This window comes from Neorhizobium vignae (assembly GCF_000732195.1).
In the GTDB taxonomy this organism is placed as follows: domain Bacteria; phylum Pseudomonadota; class Alphaproteobacteria; order Rhizobiales; family Rhizobiaceae; genus Neorhizobium; species Neorhizobium vignae.
On record NZ_JNNU01000013.1, the window covers coordinates 157,625 to 173,990 of the forward strand.

The window sequence follows — 16,366 nt, forward strand, 5'->3', positions numbered from 1 at the left end:
AAAAAGGCTTTCTTTCCAAATGACCACTGTTCTGGCGATCGCAAAAACGGGAGCTGTTATAGCTCCCGTTCCCACTGCCTGATCAGAACTCTTCCCAACTTTCGTTATTGGCGGCAACGGCTGCAGAGCCTTTGCCGGTAAATGCCCGGGCGATCTTGTTCACCATCCCGCGGGCAGGCGAAGTGACGGGCGCCGATTCGCTGCTCGTCGTTAAGGGCCTGCTGCGGGGCGGCGCATGGTCGGAAGGTGCAGCGCCCACATGGAATCGCGAGACGAGCTCGCGCAGGCGGCCCGCCTCGGTGGCGAGTGTTGCACCGGCCGCATTGGCCTCTTCCACCATGGCGGCGTTCTGCTGGGTCACCTGGTCCATCTGATTGACCGCAGTGTTGACCTCCGACAGACCCACCGATTGCTCGCGCGATGAGGTCGCAATCGCATCCATATGCTGGTTGATGGTGACGATATAGGCCTCAATCGTCTTGAGCGCTTCGCCCGTCTGCCTGACAAGATGCACGCCGTTGCCGACTTGCACGGACGAGTTGCGAATGAGATCCTTGATCTCTTTGGCAGCCGTGGCTGACCGCTGCGCGAGCTCGCGCACTTCCTGCGCAACAACCGCAAAGCCCTTGCCGGCTTCGCCGGCGCGTGCAGCTTCCACACCAGCGTTCAACGCCAGAAGGTTGGTCTGAAAGGCAATATCGTCGATCACGCCGATGATGCTGGAGATCTGGTTCGATGACTGCTCGATCTTGCCCATGGCATCGACCGCATTCGCGACCACAGCACCCGACAGGCGGGCGCTGTCGTTTGCCTGGATCGCCACCGTGCGGGCCTCTTCAGCACGCCTGGAAGAACTGGCGACATTGGCGGTGATCTCGTCGAGCGCTGCGGCGGTTTCTTCCAGTGAGGCTGCCTGCTGTTCGGTGCGCTTTGAGAGATCATCAGCACTCTGGCTGATCTCGCGCGAACCGGAGTCGATCGAATTCGTCGTTTCCGCGACGGACGACATCGTGTCCTTCAACTGCCCGACCGCTTGATTGAAGTCGGCTCGCAGGCTCTCGAACTCTTGGGCGAAAGAATGCGACAGCTCAAAAGACAGGTTGCCAGCGGCAAGCTGCTTGAGCCCTTCGGCCAGGCCCGAGGTTGCCTGTGCCATGGCTTCGGCCCGAAGACGTTCCTGCTCCGCTGTTCGGCGACGCTGCTCTTCCGATTGCGACCGCTGGGTGTTCGCTTCCTGCTCCAACCGGCGGTTTTCTAGCGCGTTGGTTCGGAACACCTCGACGGCGGCCGCCATCTCGCCGATCTCATCGACCCGACCGGCGAACGGAATGGCCGTTTCGGCATCACCGCTTGCGAGCCTTTTCATTGAGGCGGTTATCGCCTGAATGGGGCGGATCATTGTCGCCGACAATAGCAACAGTGAAGCGGCAATGACAATGATAGTGGCCGCGAGGCCAACGACAATGCTCCAGAACGTGTGGTTGGCTGCGTTTGCAGAGGCCGCGGCGCGCTCGTCAAGCAGCGAGGCTTCTTCGTCGGATATCTCTTTCGCGATCGCGCGGATGGAGTCCATGTAAGTCTTGCCTGCGCCTGAGACCTCCATCGCCCGAGCCTGATCAACGGTTTTGGCATCGCGCATCAGCGCGATTTCTTTGCTCATAACCTCCCGGCTCCAACCTTTCACCTGGCCTTCAAGGTCCGTCAGCCTCTTCTGCTGAAGAGCATTGTCAGAGGTCAGGCTTTTGGTCTGTTCGAAGGCTGCCCTGAACTGAGCTTCGCCAGCTTTTTGAGGATCGAGAAACTTTTCGTCCCCCGCCAGCAAATAACCCCGCAAGCCGGTCTCCTGATTGACCATTCCAGCGATCATACCGTCAACTGCTCTAAGAACTTGATACGTATGCTCGGTCCAGACGGTCGCCTCCTGCTGAGTGGTAGACGAATTGACTGTGACGAGATTGACGGTAAGACCAACAAGGAGGATTAAGCTGAACGATGCGACAAGCTTGATCATGGTCCGAAGGTTAGCAATAAGGACAAACACCATATTCTCCAGGGCGGGGGGCTCCCGCTTCATGCAGATTCATTGCAATAGGGAACAGGTGAGTCCATCTTCATACGGACCCCTTAATTTAGAGGGGCTTTGATTAAAAAACAGTGAAATACCAACTGATCCTGGCAGCCGAAACCTCAAAGGCGGCAACTAAGTTGGGAGGCCTTGAATGGATCCGAACCGGTGACCGGTGCCCAAAATCGCTAACTGGTCCTAAACCGTTAGTTCGCAGATCCTTAGAGCGCACTCGTGGAACACTATCCTGACTTTCGAGCCGCCAGGGATGCAGCTCCCCAACTTATTACGACCGGTCGCGCATATGCGGTATCTCCATCTTCTCCTAACAACCGGGGCCATCACCGCCTGACCTTTAACCACGTCGTCCTTTAAATAGTCACAACCACTGCCAGATGGCCCGTTGGGCCAGCGTCAGGGCTGGCTCGTATCGGTTCGCAGGGCCGAGTGGCTGCAATAGGCAAGACCATACAATCCTACCGACAGGAGCAGGAACACCGACGAGACACCTGCCCCGGCGGCAACCACGCCGACCGACATGGGCAACAGGAACTGCGCCAGGCGATTGCCGGTGAGGCGCAGCGACAATACCAGTCCGCGGCTCGTCGGGGGCACAATGCTGGTGACCCAGGACATCGAGATCGGCGTGGCCAGCCCGATGCCAATCCCGATCAGCACCAAGGCCAATCCAAACACCCATTCCGATGGCGGCAGACCAAGCAGCGTCAGCCCCAGGCCCGTCGCCAGCAGTGCCCCCACCAGCAGGACACGGCGGCCAAGCCGGGAAAGCAGCCAGCCGAAGCACAGACGCGAAAGCAGCGAAGCCAGCGCCCGCACCATCAGCAGAGTGGCGATGGTGGTGGCCGGGATCAGCGCCTGTGCACCAAGCACGGGCAGGTAGATCACTAGCAGGTCGACCGCGCATATGACCCCGACTCCGGCCAGTATGGCGGAGACCACACCTTTCTGGCCAAGCAACTGGCGAACCGGAAGCTGGATTTCGGGTTTGCTGTCGACGGCCGTCCTGGCGGCGGGCCGCATCAGCAGGACGCAGCCAAGGCTTATTACGCCCACCACCGTCGCCGCCGCGAACAGGCGCCCCGTATGAGGCACTGTTCCCGCGCCGGCAAACAGGGCAACCACCAGAGGCGCGACAATATGGGAAAACGAAATGAACGCGGTGTAGTGACCGAACATACGTTCGCGAAGGGCATCGGTGGGCTGATCGGCCGCCGTGGCGTGCTGCGACAGCAGGCAGAGCAGATGCCCGGTGCCGAGAAACGCAGTCAAGCCAAGGAGAGCAAGGGCCGAGTTTCCGGCAACCAACAGCCCAAAGACCGATATCAGCACGCAGCCGGCACCCAGCAGGAATGCGCCGCGCGCGCCATTCGTATCGATCCTGGAGCCCACGCGCGTGGCGAGGAGTAACGGCAGCAGCGAAAATACGGCCCCCACGGCGCCGATATAGAGGTCCGACAGACCCATCTCGACGATCCTGTATGACGTCGTCACCCGCGCGACCATGATCACCACCTGGTGGAGCATGACATGGAGCACGAAGGTGCTGACGGCGAAGCTCGGCAATTGCCATTTGGGCGTGAATCTTCTTGTCAAACCCGCCTCCGGTTACAGCTCGCGCACGTCATCGCAGGCTCCAGGCCGTTTGCTGTGGCAGGGGGCGTTCACACGGGGTCACCGGTGGCCGTACGAACGCGGCCAAATGCGTCCGACAGGCATTTTAGAATCTCCAACGGAAGCGGGGCGCCGTGTATCGCTTCGATATTCTCATCGAGATGAGCTATACTTCCGGTACCTGTCATCACCACATCGATGCCGGGGGTATGCCGGCAGAAGCGATAAGCCGCCTCGGTATAGGATCGAGCGATGCCTGGCGCCAGCAGGAAGTCGAGCGGCTCGGCCGCGTCCAGGACCCCGGCCTCCACCTCGCCTTGTGCCACCAAATGTTGAACCAGATTGCGCAAACCCTCTGCATGGGCCAGGGCGCCCCGGACGGCATACATGCACATCACGCCTTTGCCCTTCTCCTTGGCCTGAGGCAGGATCAGTTGCGCGGCAGAGGGATTCACATAGTTGTGCCCCAGCATCAGCACATCCCAGGCGTCGTCATCAACCGCCTGCCTCATCACCTCCCGCTTGGTATCGACGCCGAAGGCCTCTGTTATGCCGAGGAATCCTATTTTCCCTGCTTCCTGCAAGAGCTGCATCTCGGGCACCAGATGGTCCCGGCAATAGGCATATTGGTGGGGCCTCACACCGTGAAGATGCAGAATGTCGATCTTTTCCGTGCCAAGCGCACGAAGGCTTGCCTCGACGCTTTGCAACACCATCGACGGCTCGATGAAATCAGTGCTCTCATAGGACGAGCCCGGCAGGGTCGGGCGAAGCTTGCTCGACAGGACGACACGGTCGCGCAATTCGGCAAGTGCCGCCCCCACGACGGGCTCCGTGCCATAAACAGGGGCGGTATCCAGGATCGTCACGCCCCGATCTACGGCGGCGCGTACCAGATCAATCGCGTGCTGCTCAGAAGAGCCTGTTTTTAGACCAAGGCGGCTAGGTCCGCCGGCACCAAGGGCAACCACGCTGACATCCAGGCCGGTACGTCCGAGATTTACCTTTTGCATGTTGTTCCGTTCGCCGCGCAAGAAGATGAGCTGGTTCGCCTCGGGCCGCAGGTGGCGTCAGGTGCCCGCGCCTGCCTTTGGTGTGATGACCGGATTGACGAGGCAGCCCACGACACCGATATCGACCTCGATCCAGTCTCCGTCCCTAAGATAGACTGGAGGTTGCCGCCGATCGCCGACGCCTCCCGGCGTTCCCGTAACGATGACGTCGCCGGGCGCAAGCGGGGTGAATGTCGAGCAATAGGCGATCAATTTCTCGATCGGGAAAATCAGATCCGATAGCTTCGCATCCTGCATGACCTGGCCGTTGAGGCGCAACTGGATCGGCAGTTGCCGGTAGTCGCCGACTTCGTCCGGCGTCACGAGCGCCGGCCCGAATCCGCCGGTGGCAGGGAAGTTCTTGCCCGGCGTGAACTGGCTGGTGTGGCGCTGCCAGTCGCGCACGGAGCCGTCGTTGTAGCAGGCATAACCGGCGACCAGATCAAGTGCGTGTTCCTCGCGCACCTGATAGCCGGCGGCGCGGATGACGATGGCGAGTTCAGCCTCGTAGTCGAAACGGTCTGAAATGGCGGGCTTGTGCAGAGGCTGCCGGTGGCCGACCTGTGATTCGGCAAAGCGCGTGAAGACCGTCGGAAATCCTGAAGTCGGACGCGCGGTTTCGGCACGGTGATCCTCGTAGTTGAGCCCGATGCACAATATCTTTCCCGGGTCGGGAACGACCGGTAGCAACCGGACCTGCTCCACAGGTATGTCGTCCAATGACTCTTGCCATGTGCCGGCCTGCGCAAGTAGTCCAGCCGCGATCGCCTGCTTCAAAGTGACCACGTCAGGCGAAAGCTTGCCGGTGAGATCGACAATGCGATCCCCCCTCAATAGACCGAAACCTTGCCGATCGTGGTGACTGAAACTCACAAATCTCATTAAAAAACCCTCTGGATGTTCGCGGGGCAGCTCTCCGGGCGGGGCAGCGTCCGAAATGGACGAAACCCTTGGTTAGGATGTCGTGCCGCTCAAGCCTCTTCCTCGAAGGCGACCTTGCGCCCTTGGCGTATCTGCGGCAGCACGATGATCAGGCACATGACGGCCGCCACGGACAACATCACCACGGACAGCGGGCTGCGATAGAATATCGCCAGATCACCGTTCGACAGGAGCAGCGATCGGCGAAAGTGCTCCTCCATCAGGGGACCGAGGATGAAACCGAGCAGCAACGGCGCCGCTTCCGCCCGCATGCGCCAGAACAGGCAGCCCAGCACGGTGAAGCCGGCGGCAATGTAGATCGGCAGGACCCGGTTCTCGATGCTGAACAATCCGACGCAGCAGACGGCGAGAATGATCGGGAAGAGCACCCAGTAGTGGACCTGGATAAGCCGCACCCACAACGGAATGAGAGGCAGATTCAGCACTACCAGCATGGCATTGCCAATCCACATCGAGGCAATCAGGCCCCAGAAGATTTCCGGATTGGACACCATCACATAGGGGCCGGGTGCGATATTGTGCACCATGAGCGCGCCGATCATCAGCGCCATGACGCCGTTGCTGGGAATACCGAGGGTGAGCATGGGGATGAACGAGGTCTGAGCGCCGGCATTGTTGGCGGCTTCCGGACCGGCAAGCCCGGCCACGGCACCATGGCCGAATTCCTCGGGTTTCTTGGAGACACGCTTCTCGACGGCATAGGATGCAAACGACGAGATCATGGCGCCGCCCCCCGGCAACAGGCCGAGCAGCGAGCCGATGGCGGTGCCCCGCAGGACCGGAAACACGGATTGTTTGAATTCCTTGGCCGTCATCGTCAGGCTGCGCAGAGAGGGGGCCGTGACCTCTCGGGTCTGATTGCTGCGAATATTGGCGACGATATCGGTGAAGGCGAAAAGCCCCATGGCCACGGCAACGAATTCGATTCCCTCCGTGAGCGAGAAGGATCCGAAGGTGAAGCGATAGGTTCCGCTGTTCACATCGGCGCCAACTAGACCGAGGATCAGCCCGGTCAAGACCATGGCGACGCCCTTGATGAAGGAACCGTGGGCCAGCAGCGTGGCGGCGGTGAGCCCCAACACCATCATCGCGAAATATTCGACCGGTCCGAACAGAAAGGCTACTTCCGCCAACACGGGCGAAAACGCGGCGATCAGCAGCGTGGCGACCGTTCCGGCGAAGAACGACCCTAACGCGGCAATGGCCAGAGCGGCGCCGGCCCGGCCCCTGCGCGCCATCTGGTGCCCGTCGAGGCAAGATACCACGGAGGAGGACTCACCGGGCAAGTTGACCAGGATCGCGGTGGTGGAGCCACCATACTGCGCGCCGTAATAGATGCCGGCGATCATGATCAGGCCGGAAACTGGCTCGAGCGTATAGGTCAATGGCAGCAGCATGGCGATGGTCGCCAGCGGGCCAAGCCCTGGAAGCATGCCGATCGCGGTGCCAACCAGGACACCGATGAAGCAAAAGAGGAGGTTGTTGAGCGAGAGCGCCGCGTGGAAGCCTATATCGAGGTTATTGAAGAATTCCATGGGTCAAACCGCGAGCAAGGGCACAGACATGCCGAGGAAATAGACAAACACGCCGTAGCAGAAGGCGAGCAACCCGAGGCTGAGCGCGATTACCCGTTTCCAGGTAAAATGCTCCGACGCCCACATGGCGATTGCGACCTGGACCGGAAGAGCGACAAGCAGACCCACCGTAAGCAGCAGAAATGCGAATACCAGGATCGACAGGCTGATCAGGATCGTCGGCCGGAGCGGCAGCGGCCTGGCCTTCTCGCCTCCACCCAGTATCCCTTTTGCCAGGATGATGGCTCCCAGAACGGCCAGAATCGACCCCAAAATGAAGGGGAACATCCCGGGTCCCATCGCGGCTATCGTGCCCATCCGGTATTGCAGCGACAGCGCTGCTGTAGCGGCGCCGAAAAAAGTGAAGAATAATCCGGCCTCGATATCGGCCCGCCCGTTCGTCTTGAAGATCACCTTGAGAACCTCACTGGCATATGTGGAGCAAGCTTCGAGGCCGGGCCAAATGCCTTGAGCACGCGGCCCGGCCTCTTCCGGTCACGATTTACTCGGGCTTCAGGCCGATATTCTCGATGATGGTCTTGCTCTTCGCCATCTCCGTTTCGAGATAGGGTTTTGCCTCGGCGGCCGTGCTTGCGATGCCCTGGATGTTCTGGCCGGCCAGTCGATCCTTCACCTCTTTTTCCGCAAAGATCTTCGTCAGCGCGCTATTCAGCTTGTCGGTGATCTGAGATGGCGTTTCCGGAGGGGCGATCAGTGCCAGCCAATTCTGGTACTCGTAGCCCGGAACGGAGTCGGCGATGGGCGGGATCTTCTCCGTGCCCATCTCGCCGGTGCCGGTATGGGCGAAGAACTTCATCTTGCCGCCTTCGGCAAAGGGGCGCACTGTCTCGTAACCGGAAAGCACCATGTCGACAAACCCACCGGCGACGTTGTTGAGACTTTCGCCAGCCCCCTTGAAGGGGATCTCACGGATCTCGATGCCGGCGGTGCTGTTCAGCAGCCCCAGGGCCAGCTGGGCGCCGGAGCCACGGCCTGAAGAACCCGCCGTCAACTTGCCGGGATTGGCCTTGGCATAGGCGATCAGTTCCCTCATGTCCTTGAAAGGCAAGTCGCTTCGGACGCCGAGAACAAAAGGATACGAGGTCAGGATAGACACCGGGACCAGCTTGTTGGTGTCGTAGGGAAGATTGGCGTACAAGAATGGGTTGTTGGCGATCGCCCCCGTCACCACCATCAGGGTGTGGCCGTCCGGCTTGGCCTGCGACAGCAAGGCGGTGCCGATCACGGAATTGCTGCCGGGATGGTTTTCCTTGACGATCGGTTGACCCAGCATCTGCGAGAGCTTGTCGGAAAATACCGCAGCCGCCGCATCCGTGCCGCCGCCCGGAGCATAGGGAATGATGAATTTGATGGGTTGCGTCGGATATTCCTGGGCCATGGCGGTACCGCCCGATACCCCTAATGCAACTACGAAAGCCGCCTTCAGCCCCAAAGCGCGGATAATCTGTTTCATTGGCTCCTCCTCCCGATTTGAGCATGTGTCGCCGTGCATCCGGGTAGCATCGCTACGCCACGAAGCACCGAACCCTTGGAAATCTCCCGACGCTCCCTCCGTCAGTAGCTTGCCAGGAGAGAACACTAGCGAAGCAGGACAACGTTGTCTATGATGTTTTAGATGCTATTATGTGTAATCTGCGGCGTTACGTGACGACGGCTGCACAAGGGGATGGAAAAGCAACGAGATGGCGGATGAAAGAGAACCGAGAAACCCGACATTGGTCGACGTGGCCAAAGCGGCAGACGTTTCCGTGAGCACGGCCGCGCGCGTGTTGCGCAAATCCGGCTACCCGGTGGACATCAAGCTCAAGGAAAAGGTGGACGCTGCGGCAAAATCCCTCGGTTATGTCCCCAATCTTGTGGCGCGACGCCTACGTGGCGGCAAGCAAGGGGTCGTGGGCCTTGTCATCGGCGACATGCTCGACGCCCATTACGGCATGATAGCGGAAACGGTTACCCAGCGCGCCGAAACCGCCCACTCCACATTCGCCATGGTCTGCAACATGCAGCGCGATCCCCTGTTGGAAATCAAATACCTGCGGAAATTGCTGGAATACCGGGTCGACGGCATAATTTTAGCCGGCGGCGGCTTTGATCAGTGGACGCATCATGAGGCACTGGCGGAGACCGTCGAGGAGTTGAAGCGTGCCGGCACGATAATCACGTCGCTCATGCCCCGGAACATCGAAGTCCCTGTTTTCTCAGCGGATAACGAAGCCATAGGCCTGACAAAGGCCCAGTTTATCGTGCAAAACGGCCATACAAAGATCGGCATTTTGCTGGGTCCTGCCCGCAACCAGATGACCAAGCTTCGCATGCAGGCTATGACGAGCCACCTCTCCGGCTGCTCGGTGGATTACGCCATTGCCAACATCGAATCCACGCCCGAGGCGGGTGCGCTGGGTGCCGCCGAAATGCTGACGCGCAACCCCGATTTCACGGCCCTGATCTGCGGGTCCGATGCCATTGCCTTCGGCGCAATCAACCATCTGCGTGCGGAAGGCATCGACATTCCGGGACGGATTTCCGTCATGGGACTCGGCAATACAAGGCTTGCCACGCTCTGCACCCCGGCACTGACCACCGTGGAAATGAATTTCGATCAGGCGGGGCGGGCAGCCTTGGATTTCATTGCCTCCCACGACCCCTCGGCCGCTCACGCCCCGGGCGAAGTCATCCCCCATTCGCTGGTCCTGAGAGAGTCCTTCTCCCGACTTGACGGCGTTGTGCCACAAGACATGGCGCCTTTCGGAGCCCGCGAAAACGCACAATCATGAAGCAGGCGTTCTTGACACCGGAGCGAAGCGCCCGTAAGGCAAGACAACGTTGTCTGAACAGAACTGGTGATATCCCATGATCTCGAATTCGTCCAAGATCCGGACAGCCCTATCGAGCCCAAGGGCTATTGCGGTCGCCGGCGCATCGGAACTGGAGGGCGGCAACTATTATGGCGCTCGCGTGCTGGCAAACCTGGTGCAGGGTGGCGCAAGGGCGCAGATCTACCCCGTCAACCCACGCCTTGCCGGGACCAGGCTCCATGAACTGCCGGTCTACAGCTCTCTCTCGGATCTGCCGACCACGCCGGATCTCGTCTTCGTGGTAACGCCGACAAAGTTCGTGATCCCGACCCTCGAGGAGGCTGCCGGAATGGGCGTTGCGACGGCGGTGGTCGTGACCGCCGAGAGCGGCAACGAAGACGAACGGCGCATTTTTCGCGAGCGGGTTGCGCAGATCGCAAGATCCTCCGGCATGAGGATTATCGGGCCAAACTCCATGGGCGTGATGAACGGCATGCTTAGTCTGAATGGAAGTTTCGCATCCGGCACGGCTAACGGCCGGGTTCCTCCCGGCAGCATTGCCTGCCTTTCACAAAGCGGCGCCACCCTCTCGGCCATGTTGCAATGGTTCGGCGATTCGAGCGTCGGCTTCTCCTGGATGATCAGCACGGGAGACGAAAGCGCGACCGGCATCGAGCCGTTGATGGAAGCCATGGTCGATGACCCGGAAGTCCGATCGATCATGTTGTTTCTGGAAGGGGTTAGTGACGGCGCCGCCTTCCGCCGTGCCGCACTAGGCGCAAGAATAGCCGGCAAGCCTGTGACAATGCTGCAGGTCGGCAAATCGGGCAAGGGCCGTGAGGCCGTCGCCTCCCACACCGGACGCGTTGCCGGAACACGGGAGGTGTTTTCCGGTCTCGCTCGTGAAACCGGCATCATCGAGACCGAGGGCTTTGTCGAATTCTTCGCCACGGCGCGGACGCTGTCCCAAAGGCCAACGCGCCGGAACAACCTTCCCCGCAACCGCAGGGCTGCATTGCTTTCGGTGTCGGGCGGCGCCGCTTCGCTTGGGGCGGACCAGATATACTCAATGGGCTGGGAACTGCCGGGCTTCTCCGCGGTGACGACCGCGGCGCTGATGGAGGCGACCGGGCAGCCGGGCGTCCATAATCCCGCCGACCTCGGCGGTGTGTGGCGCAACCCCGACAAGATGACCAAGGCAATCACCACAATCGCAAAGGACGAGGGCACCGACACGATCTTCATCTCGATGGGTGCCGGTGGTGTGTTCGCGCAGGCGGTCGCGGAGGCTATTGTCAGGGGTGCCGATGCCGTCACCCAGGACGTTTTCGTCGCCTGGGTCGGGATGACGGATGTCGTGCACAAGACTTTTGACCGGGCCTCCGTCCCGGCTTTTCATGACCTCCCCCTCGCCGTGGCGGCCGCGGAGGCCTGCGCCAAATTCAGCCAGAACCAGAGGGACGTGGCACAGGCAGCGGAGTTGATCGACGTCCTGGCACAGGCACCCGCCGCTGCCCCGCGCACGGCTGGCGGTTCGGGCCACTGGACGGTTACAGAAGCCTTGAGCGACCTTAAGGAGGCGGGCCTGCCCTGTGCCGCTTTCGACGTGGTCGCTTCGCTGGATTCTGGGGAGATCGGTGCAGCTGCGTCACGGATCGGTTTCCCGGTGGTGCTCAAGCTCAGTTCGCCAGACCTCAACCACAAATCCGATGAAGGTGGTGTCGCTGTCGGCCTGAAGGATATGAAGGCGGTGGAGGCCGCCGCCGCGGCGTTCGAGGATATCGCCCATCGCCTGCGGTTAAATCATGTCCGCGTGCTGGTTCAGAAGATGGAGCGCGGCATCGAACTGCTTGTCGGCATCAAGCGCGACCCATCCTTTGGGCTGGTTCTCGTCACCGGGCTGGGCGGAACCCTTGCCGAACTTCATAGCGAAGTCGCCGCAACGGTGCTGCCGACGACACGAGCGATGCTGAGCGATCTTTTGTCAAGAAATAATAGGGTGAATGCGCTGTTGGACGGCTATCGCGGACAGCTCGGCGCCAATCGGGAGGCGCTGCTGTCGTTTCTGGAGGCCTTCGCCCGGTGGGCAGAGGAGAAGGGCGAGGCATTGCAAGAGGTCGATCTGAACCCGGTGATGGTGTCGGGGGACCACATATCCATCGTCGACGCACGGGTCGTCTGGAATTGAAGCGGTAAAGGGAGGAAAACAAGTGCCGGGTGGAGACAACGGAGCCTCGATCATCGGGGTCGGCAATACACGATACAGCAGGAAGGCGGATGGGTCAGCCGAACTGCTGGCAATTGAGGCCGTGCTAGCCGCAGCCGCCGACGCCGGGATCGACCCCAGGCAGATCGACGGCATCATTCCCTATCCTGGCCATGTTGGCGATGACGTCATCCAGGCCGAGCTGGGGCTAAGTCCGCGCTTTCGCACGACGGTCGACATGGGCGGCTGCAGCGCCGTTTCAGCCCTGCGCATCGCCTCCATGGCGGTAATGAGCGGGGCGGCCAGGCATGTGCTGCTGTTTCGCGGGCTGAAGGGAAGCTCCGGAGCACGCAAGGCGGATCGACCTTCGTTTCTCCCCGGTCAACCGTTCCGGCGCCATCTCGAGCATGTCTATGGGATTAACACCCCGGCTCAGCGTTATGCAGTGCTGTGCCAGCGCTACAAGCACGAATACGGGCTCGACCGACGCACCCTTGGCGAAATCGCCATTGCCGCGCGGGCGCATGCCAATCTGAACCCCGGGGCCCAGATGTATGGCCGTGAGCTAACCATGGAGGATTATCTCGCCGGCCGGCTGATCGCCGATCCCTATACGCTGTTCGATTGCTGCCTTGAAACGGATGGCGCGAGCGCCGTGATCGTTTCGGCCCGCAATGACGGCCGCGATATCCGCATTCTCTCGGTTGCCGAGGCGCAAGGAAACTCTCCCGACGACACATCCAACCGGGAGCCATTCCTGGAAATAGGACTTACCCAGGCAGCCAACGATGTGTGGGCGGACCTGGGCGTCGGCCCTGAGGACATGGACGCCGCCATGATCTACGACTGCTTCACCTTCGAGGTGCTGCATCAGATCGAAGAGGCCGGTTTTGCCAGACACGGCGAAGCTGCCACGCTGATCGCCGATGGCGGTATCCGCCTGGGCGGAAAGCTCCCGATCAATACCCATGGTGGCATGCTTTCCGAGGCGCATCAGGCGGGCCTCAATCATGTCGTCGAGGCGGTTCGGCAGTTGCGCGGCGAATGCGGCGCCCGCCAGGTGCAAAACGCCCGGCTTGTTGCCGTGACCGGCTGGGGCCAACTGGGCGACGGCAGTTTCGCAGTTCTTGGAGGAAAACATGTTTGATTTCGACCAAATTCCGGTGCCAGACCTGACCGATCCCAACTTCGCGCCGTTCTGGGAAGCTACGCGCGAACGAAAGCTGAAAATCCAGAAATGCGGCGATTGTGGGACGCATCGCTGGCCGCCCCGCGTTACCTGTCAAAGCTGCCGGTCCACAGGCCTGGAATGGGTGGAGGTGGTGCCACGGGGAACACTCTATACTCATACGACGGTCGGACGCGCGACCGCGAAGGGCTTTTCCAACACGCCCTATACGGTCGGGTTCGTCACCTTGGATGAACCTTCCAATGTACGCGTCATCGGCAATGTCGTCGACGTCGAGCCGTCTCAACTGGCGATCGGCATGGCGCTGGAAGGCCGCTTCGTGCCGGCGGGGCCGAGTGGGGAAATGACCCTCATTCACTGGGCGCCGCCGACGACCTGAATTCGGGGCAAGACAATGGGAGTAAATGGGATGGAGTTGGTTTACAGCAAGGTCGAAGATCGCGGACATATCCGCATCGTCACCATCAACCGGCCGGAAGTGGCCAATGCATTGAACCGCGAGGCGAGCCACGAGCTGGAGGCTGTTTGGAATGATTTCGCCGAGAATGACGATCTGTGGATCGGCATCATAACCGGAGCGGGCGACCGGGCCTTTTCGGCCGGTAATGACCTGAAGGCCCAGGCCGCCGGCAAACGAGGGCCGCGGCCTCAAACCGGTTTCGGTGGGCTCGCCATGCGTTTCGATCTTGCAAAACCGGTAATCGCGGCCGTCAACGGCCTGGCGCTGGGCGGCGGGTTCGAACTGGCGCTGGCCTGCGACCTGATTATCGCGACGGAGAACGCCTACTTCGGCCTGCCGGAAGGCAAGGTGGGCATGATTGCCTCAGGTGGCGGCGTTCAGCGGCTGCCGCGCATCATCCCGCAAAAGGAAGCCTTGGGAATTATCCTGACCGGACGAAGGGTCACGGCGGAAGAGGGGCGCAGGCTCGGCTTCGTCAACGAGGTGGTCCCGACGTCAAAGGCGCTGGATGCGGCCCTCTCCTGGGCCGACCAGATTCTGGAACAGGCGCCCATTGCCGTGCGTGCCGCCAAGGAGGCCGTGTATGCCTCGATGGACAAGCCGACACTGGAGGAGGCCATCAGGACCGTCTACCCGATACATTCCAACCTGACCGGCACCGAGGATTTCATCGAGGGGCCGCGTGCCTTTGCCGAAAAGCGCAAACCTGTCTGGAAGAACCGCTAACGCGGATATCGAGAGGAGCACCTAAAACCCTTATTGTACCTCGGTCAGCAACGGAGGACGAAGATTTATGCATATCCGCGTGATCGAAACCGCCAAGCAGGCAACCTACCCGATATAGAATACACCCGATGTGATGCAGCAAAGCTATGGATGCTTCCTGCCGCAGGGCAAGGCCACTTCGGCCGCGCGGATACCCAACAAGGTGTGGGAGGCAGCATAGCGTCTAGACGTATTGCTTATCCTCATCATACGGGCCGATGCGGGATAGGCTCCACCGGCCTCTAGATTACGCGCATCAAGTCCGAGGCAGACCCGTTGACCGATCTTCGTCCTGAGGCGCTCGCAGATAAGCAAACGCAAGACGCCACCTTCAGCTTCCATATGGACGACAGCGAGAGCGTCGGCGTCCGCCCCGCCCTTTCCGGCTGGCTCGGTCACAACGCCCCTTTCGCATTCGACCCTCGACTACCGTGCCGCGCGGGCAACGACCGCAATCTCACCGTTAACTGCCAAACGACAGCCGGTGAGGACTGCCCGATGAACCCGGCACTATGGCTGGAACGGGCGATTCGTGCCGGTCTCGCACAAGAAATCGCCATCTGAGAAAGACGCCGCCGGTTTGCGTCGAAACCGGCGGCGTCCCCATCACGCGACAGAAGCCGCAAAACCCTTGGCCTGCTCGCAGGCCTTGCAATAGGCCTCATGCACCGGCCCACGCCCCAGATGGTGGCGAAAACTCTTCATTTCGCTGAAATAGGGCATGGGCACACGCACCGGCCGCTCCGGTGCATTGTCCATGTCGTCGAACAGGGTCTGCATGGTGACCACGACCCGTTCCGCATCGTTCCAGTCGCGGTATTCGCCAAGATCGAGCTTGTAGGCCGCCTGCAGGTAATCGATGCCGGTTTCGTGCAGCGGCCGCGCCTGTTCGGAGACGTGGTTCAGATAATCGCACATCCGCCTGACATCGTCCTTGGTCGAGATCGGACCGTGGCCGGCGACGATCGTCTCCACATCCATGTCGAGAACCCGGTTACACACATCGATCCAGCGCCGGACCGGTCCATACCAGGCGATGGGCGTGCCATCCGTGAACAGGATATCGCCGGTATAGAGAACCTTGTCTTCCGGCACATAGATTAGCGCATCGCCGAGCGAATGCGACGGGCCGACCTCAATGAGTTGGACCTTCTTCGAGCCCACCATGATATCGAGCATGCCCGAAAACGTCTCGGTCGGCGGCGTGAGTTTGATACCGGAGAAATCGAAGGGGCGGAAACACTCACGCATGAACACGCCGGCGGTGCCGAATTTTTCTGCATTCAGACAGACATTTTCGAGCACCGCCGGATCGAAGCGGGCGAAATCGTCAACCGTGCCCTGCGTGCCGATGATGCGCGCTCCGGTGACAAGCTGGTTGCCGAACGTATGGTCACCATCCGCATGGGTATTGACCAGAATGTCGATAGAGGAGGATGCCGGGATCGAGGCACGCAGCGCTTCCAGCATTTCGCACGTCAGTTTCAGGTCGAACAACGTATCGACGAGAAGCGAGGCATCGCCATCTGTGATCAGACCAGAATTGCTCCAGCCCCAGGAACCGTCCGGCACCAGATAGGCCCAGCACCCGTTGCCGAGGTCGTGAAGACCTTTGGTATATTGCCATTTTCCCATATTTCTTCCTCCAAAAACAGGCTTCCGTCA

The 16,366-nt window shown here is 60.6% G+C and carries 14 protein-coding genes; 6 read left to right on the forward strand and 8 right to left on the reverse strand.

Annotated elements, in window-relative coordinates; genetic code table 11:
- Positions 1–82: 82 nt before the first annotated feature.
- The 7 genes from GQ59_RS22045 to GQ59_RS22075 form a co-directional block, all read right to left on the reverse strand.
- A complete protein-coding gene (locus GQ59_RS22045; RefSeq protein ID WP_432762602.1) occupies positions 83–2,041 on the reverse strand; it encodes a methyl-accepting chemotaxis protein in 1,959 nt (652 codons plus the stop codon).
- Positions 2,042–2,479: 438 nt separating this feature from the next.
- Entirely contained in the window at positions 2,480–3,679 is a 1,200-nt protein-coding gene (locus GQ59_RS22050) for an MFS transporter (protein ID WP_152564418.1), read from the reverse strand.
- A gap of 68 nt (positions 3,680–3,747) precedes the next feature.
- Positions 3,748–4,710: an aldo/keto reductase gene (locus GQ59_RS22055; RefSeq protein WP_037085039.1), complete on the reverse strand. Its 963-nt coding sequence runs from the start codon at positions 4,708–4,710 to the stop codon at positions 3,748–3,750.
- Between the two features lie 57 nt (positions 4,711–4,767).
- Positions 4,768–5,631: a fumarylacetoacetate hydrolase family protein gene (locus GQ59_RS22060; protein ID WP_037085041.1), complete on the reverse strand. Its 864-nt coding sequence runs from the start codon at positions 5,629–5,631 to the stop codon at positions 4,768–4,770.
- A gap of 89 nt (positions 5,632–5,720) precedes the next feature.
- Positions 5,721–7,226 (reverse strand): tripartite tricarboxylate transporter permease, encoded by a 1,506-nt coding sequence (locus tag GQ59_RS22065; protein ID WP_037085043.1) that lies wholly within the window; start codon positions 7,224–7,226, stop codon positions 5,721–5,723.
- Positions 7,227–7,229: 3 nt separating this feature from the next.
- Entirely contained in the window at positions 7,230–7,679 is a 450-nt protein-coding gene (locus tag GQ59_RS22070; RefSeq protein ID WP_051904130.1) for a tripartite tricarboxylate transporter TctB family protein, read from the reverse strand.
- A gap of 88 nt (positions 7,680–7,767) precedes the next feature.
- Complete coding sequence (locus tag GQ59_RS22075) at positions 7,768–8,739, reverse strand: Bug family tripartite tricarboxylate transporter substrate binding protein (RefSeq protein ID WP_051904131.1); 972 nt, start codon at positions 8,737–8,739, stop codon at positions 7,768–7,770.
- Between the two features lie 229 nt (positions 8,740–8,968).
- Between GQ59_RS22075 and GQ59_RS22080 the strand changes: the two genes are divergently transcribed.
- The 6 genes from GQ59_RS22080 to GQ59_RS22105 all read left to right on the forward strand — a co-directional run bounded on the left by GQ59_RS22080 (position 8,969) and on the right by GQ59_RS22105 (position 15,265).
- Positions 8,969–10,060 (forward strand): LacI family DNA-binding transcriptional regulator, encoded by a 1,092-nt coding sequence (locus GQ59_RS22080; RefSeq protein ID WP_037085046.1) that lies wholly within the window; start codon positions 8,969–8,971, stop codon positions 10,058–10,060.
- 76 nt (positions 10,061–10,136) lie between these two features.
- The gene (locus GQ59_RS22085; RefSeq protein ID WP_037085048.1) at positions 10,137–12,269 is read left to right on the forward strand and encodes an acetate--CoA ligase family protein; all 2,133 of its coding nucleotides are present in this window, start codon (positions 10,137–10,139) and stop codon (positions 12,267–12,269) included.
- A gap of 22 nt (positions 12,270–12,291) precedes the next feature.
- On the forward strand, positions 12,292–13,434 hold the full coding sequence (locus GQ59_RS22090; protein WP_037085049.1) for a thiolase family protein: 1,143 nt from the start codon (positions 12,292–12,294) through the stop codon (positions 13,432–13,434).
- A complete protein-coding gene (locus tag GQ59_RS22095) occupies positions 13,427–13,855 on the forward strand; it encodes a Zn-ribbon domain-containing OB-fold protein (protein ID WP_051904132.1) in 429 nt (142 codons plus the stop codon). Before GQ59_RS22090 ends, GQ59_RS22095 begins: the two co-directional genes overlap by 8 nt.
- Positions 13,856–13,885: 30 nt before the next feature.
- On the forward strand, positions 13,886–14,662 hold the full coding sequence (locus GQ59_RS22100) for an enoyl-CoA hydratase-related protein (protein WP_152564419.1): 777 nt from the start codon (positions 13,886–13,888) through the stop codon (positions 14,660–14,662).
- A 315-nt stretch (positions 14,663–14,977) separates the two neighbouring features.
- Positions 14,978–15,265, forward strand: coding sequence for a hypothetical protein (locus GQ59_RS22105; RefSeq protein WP_037085053.1), 288 nt, complete (start codon positions 14,978–14,980; stop codon positions 15,263–15,265).
- Positions 15,266–15,307: 42 nt separating this feature from the next.
- On the opposite strand, the gene GQ59_RS22110 is transcribed toward GQ59_RS22105, so the two are convergent.
- Complete coding sequence (locus tag GQ59_RS22110) at positions 15,308–16,336, reverse strand: MBL fold metallo-hydrolase (protein ID WP_037085055.1); 1,029 nt, start codon at positions 16,334–16,336, stop codon at positions 15,308–15,310.
- Positions 16,337–16,366 lie beyond the last annotated feature (30 nt).

Bases quoted from the DNA above. Each gene is read 5' to 3' on its own strand.
- GQ59_RS22055 (WP_037085039.1), bottom strand. From the start codon at position 4,710: ATGCAAAAGGTAAATCTCGGACGTACCGGCCTGGATGTCAGCGTGGTT.
- GQ59_RS22060 (WP_037085041.1), bottom strand. From the start codon at position 5,631: ATGAGATTTGTGAGTTTCAGTCACCACGATCGGCAAGGTTTCGGTCTA.
- GQ59_RS22065 (WP_037085043.1), bottom strand. From the start codon at position 7,226: ATGGAATTCTTCAATAACCTCGATATAGGCTTCCACGCGGCGCTCTCG.
- GQ59_RS22075 (WP_051904131.1), bottom strand. From the start codon at position 8,739: ATGAAACAGATTATCCGCGCTTTGGGGCTGAAGGCGGCTTTCGTAGTT.
- GQ59_RS22080 (WP_037085046.1), top strand. From the start codon at position 8,969: ATGGCGGATGAAAGAGAACCGAGAAACCCGACATTGGTCGACGTGGCC.
- GQ59_RS22085 (WP_037085048.1), top strand. From the start codon at position 10,137: ATGATCTCGAATTCGTCCAAGATCCGGACAGCCCTATCGAGCCCAAGG.
- GQ59_RS22095 (WP_051904132.1), top strand. From the start codon at position 13,427: ATGTTTGATTTCGACCAAATTCCGGTGCCAGACCTGACCGATCCCAAC.
- GQ59_RS22100 (WP_152564419.1), top strand. From the start codon at position 13,886: ATGGAGTTGGTTTACAGCAAGGTCGAAGATCGCGGACATATCCGCATC.
- GQ59_RS22110 (WP_037085055.1), bottom strand. From the start codon at position 16,336: ATGGGAAAATGGCAATATACCAAAGGTCTTCACGACCTCGGCAACGGG.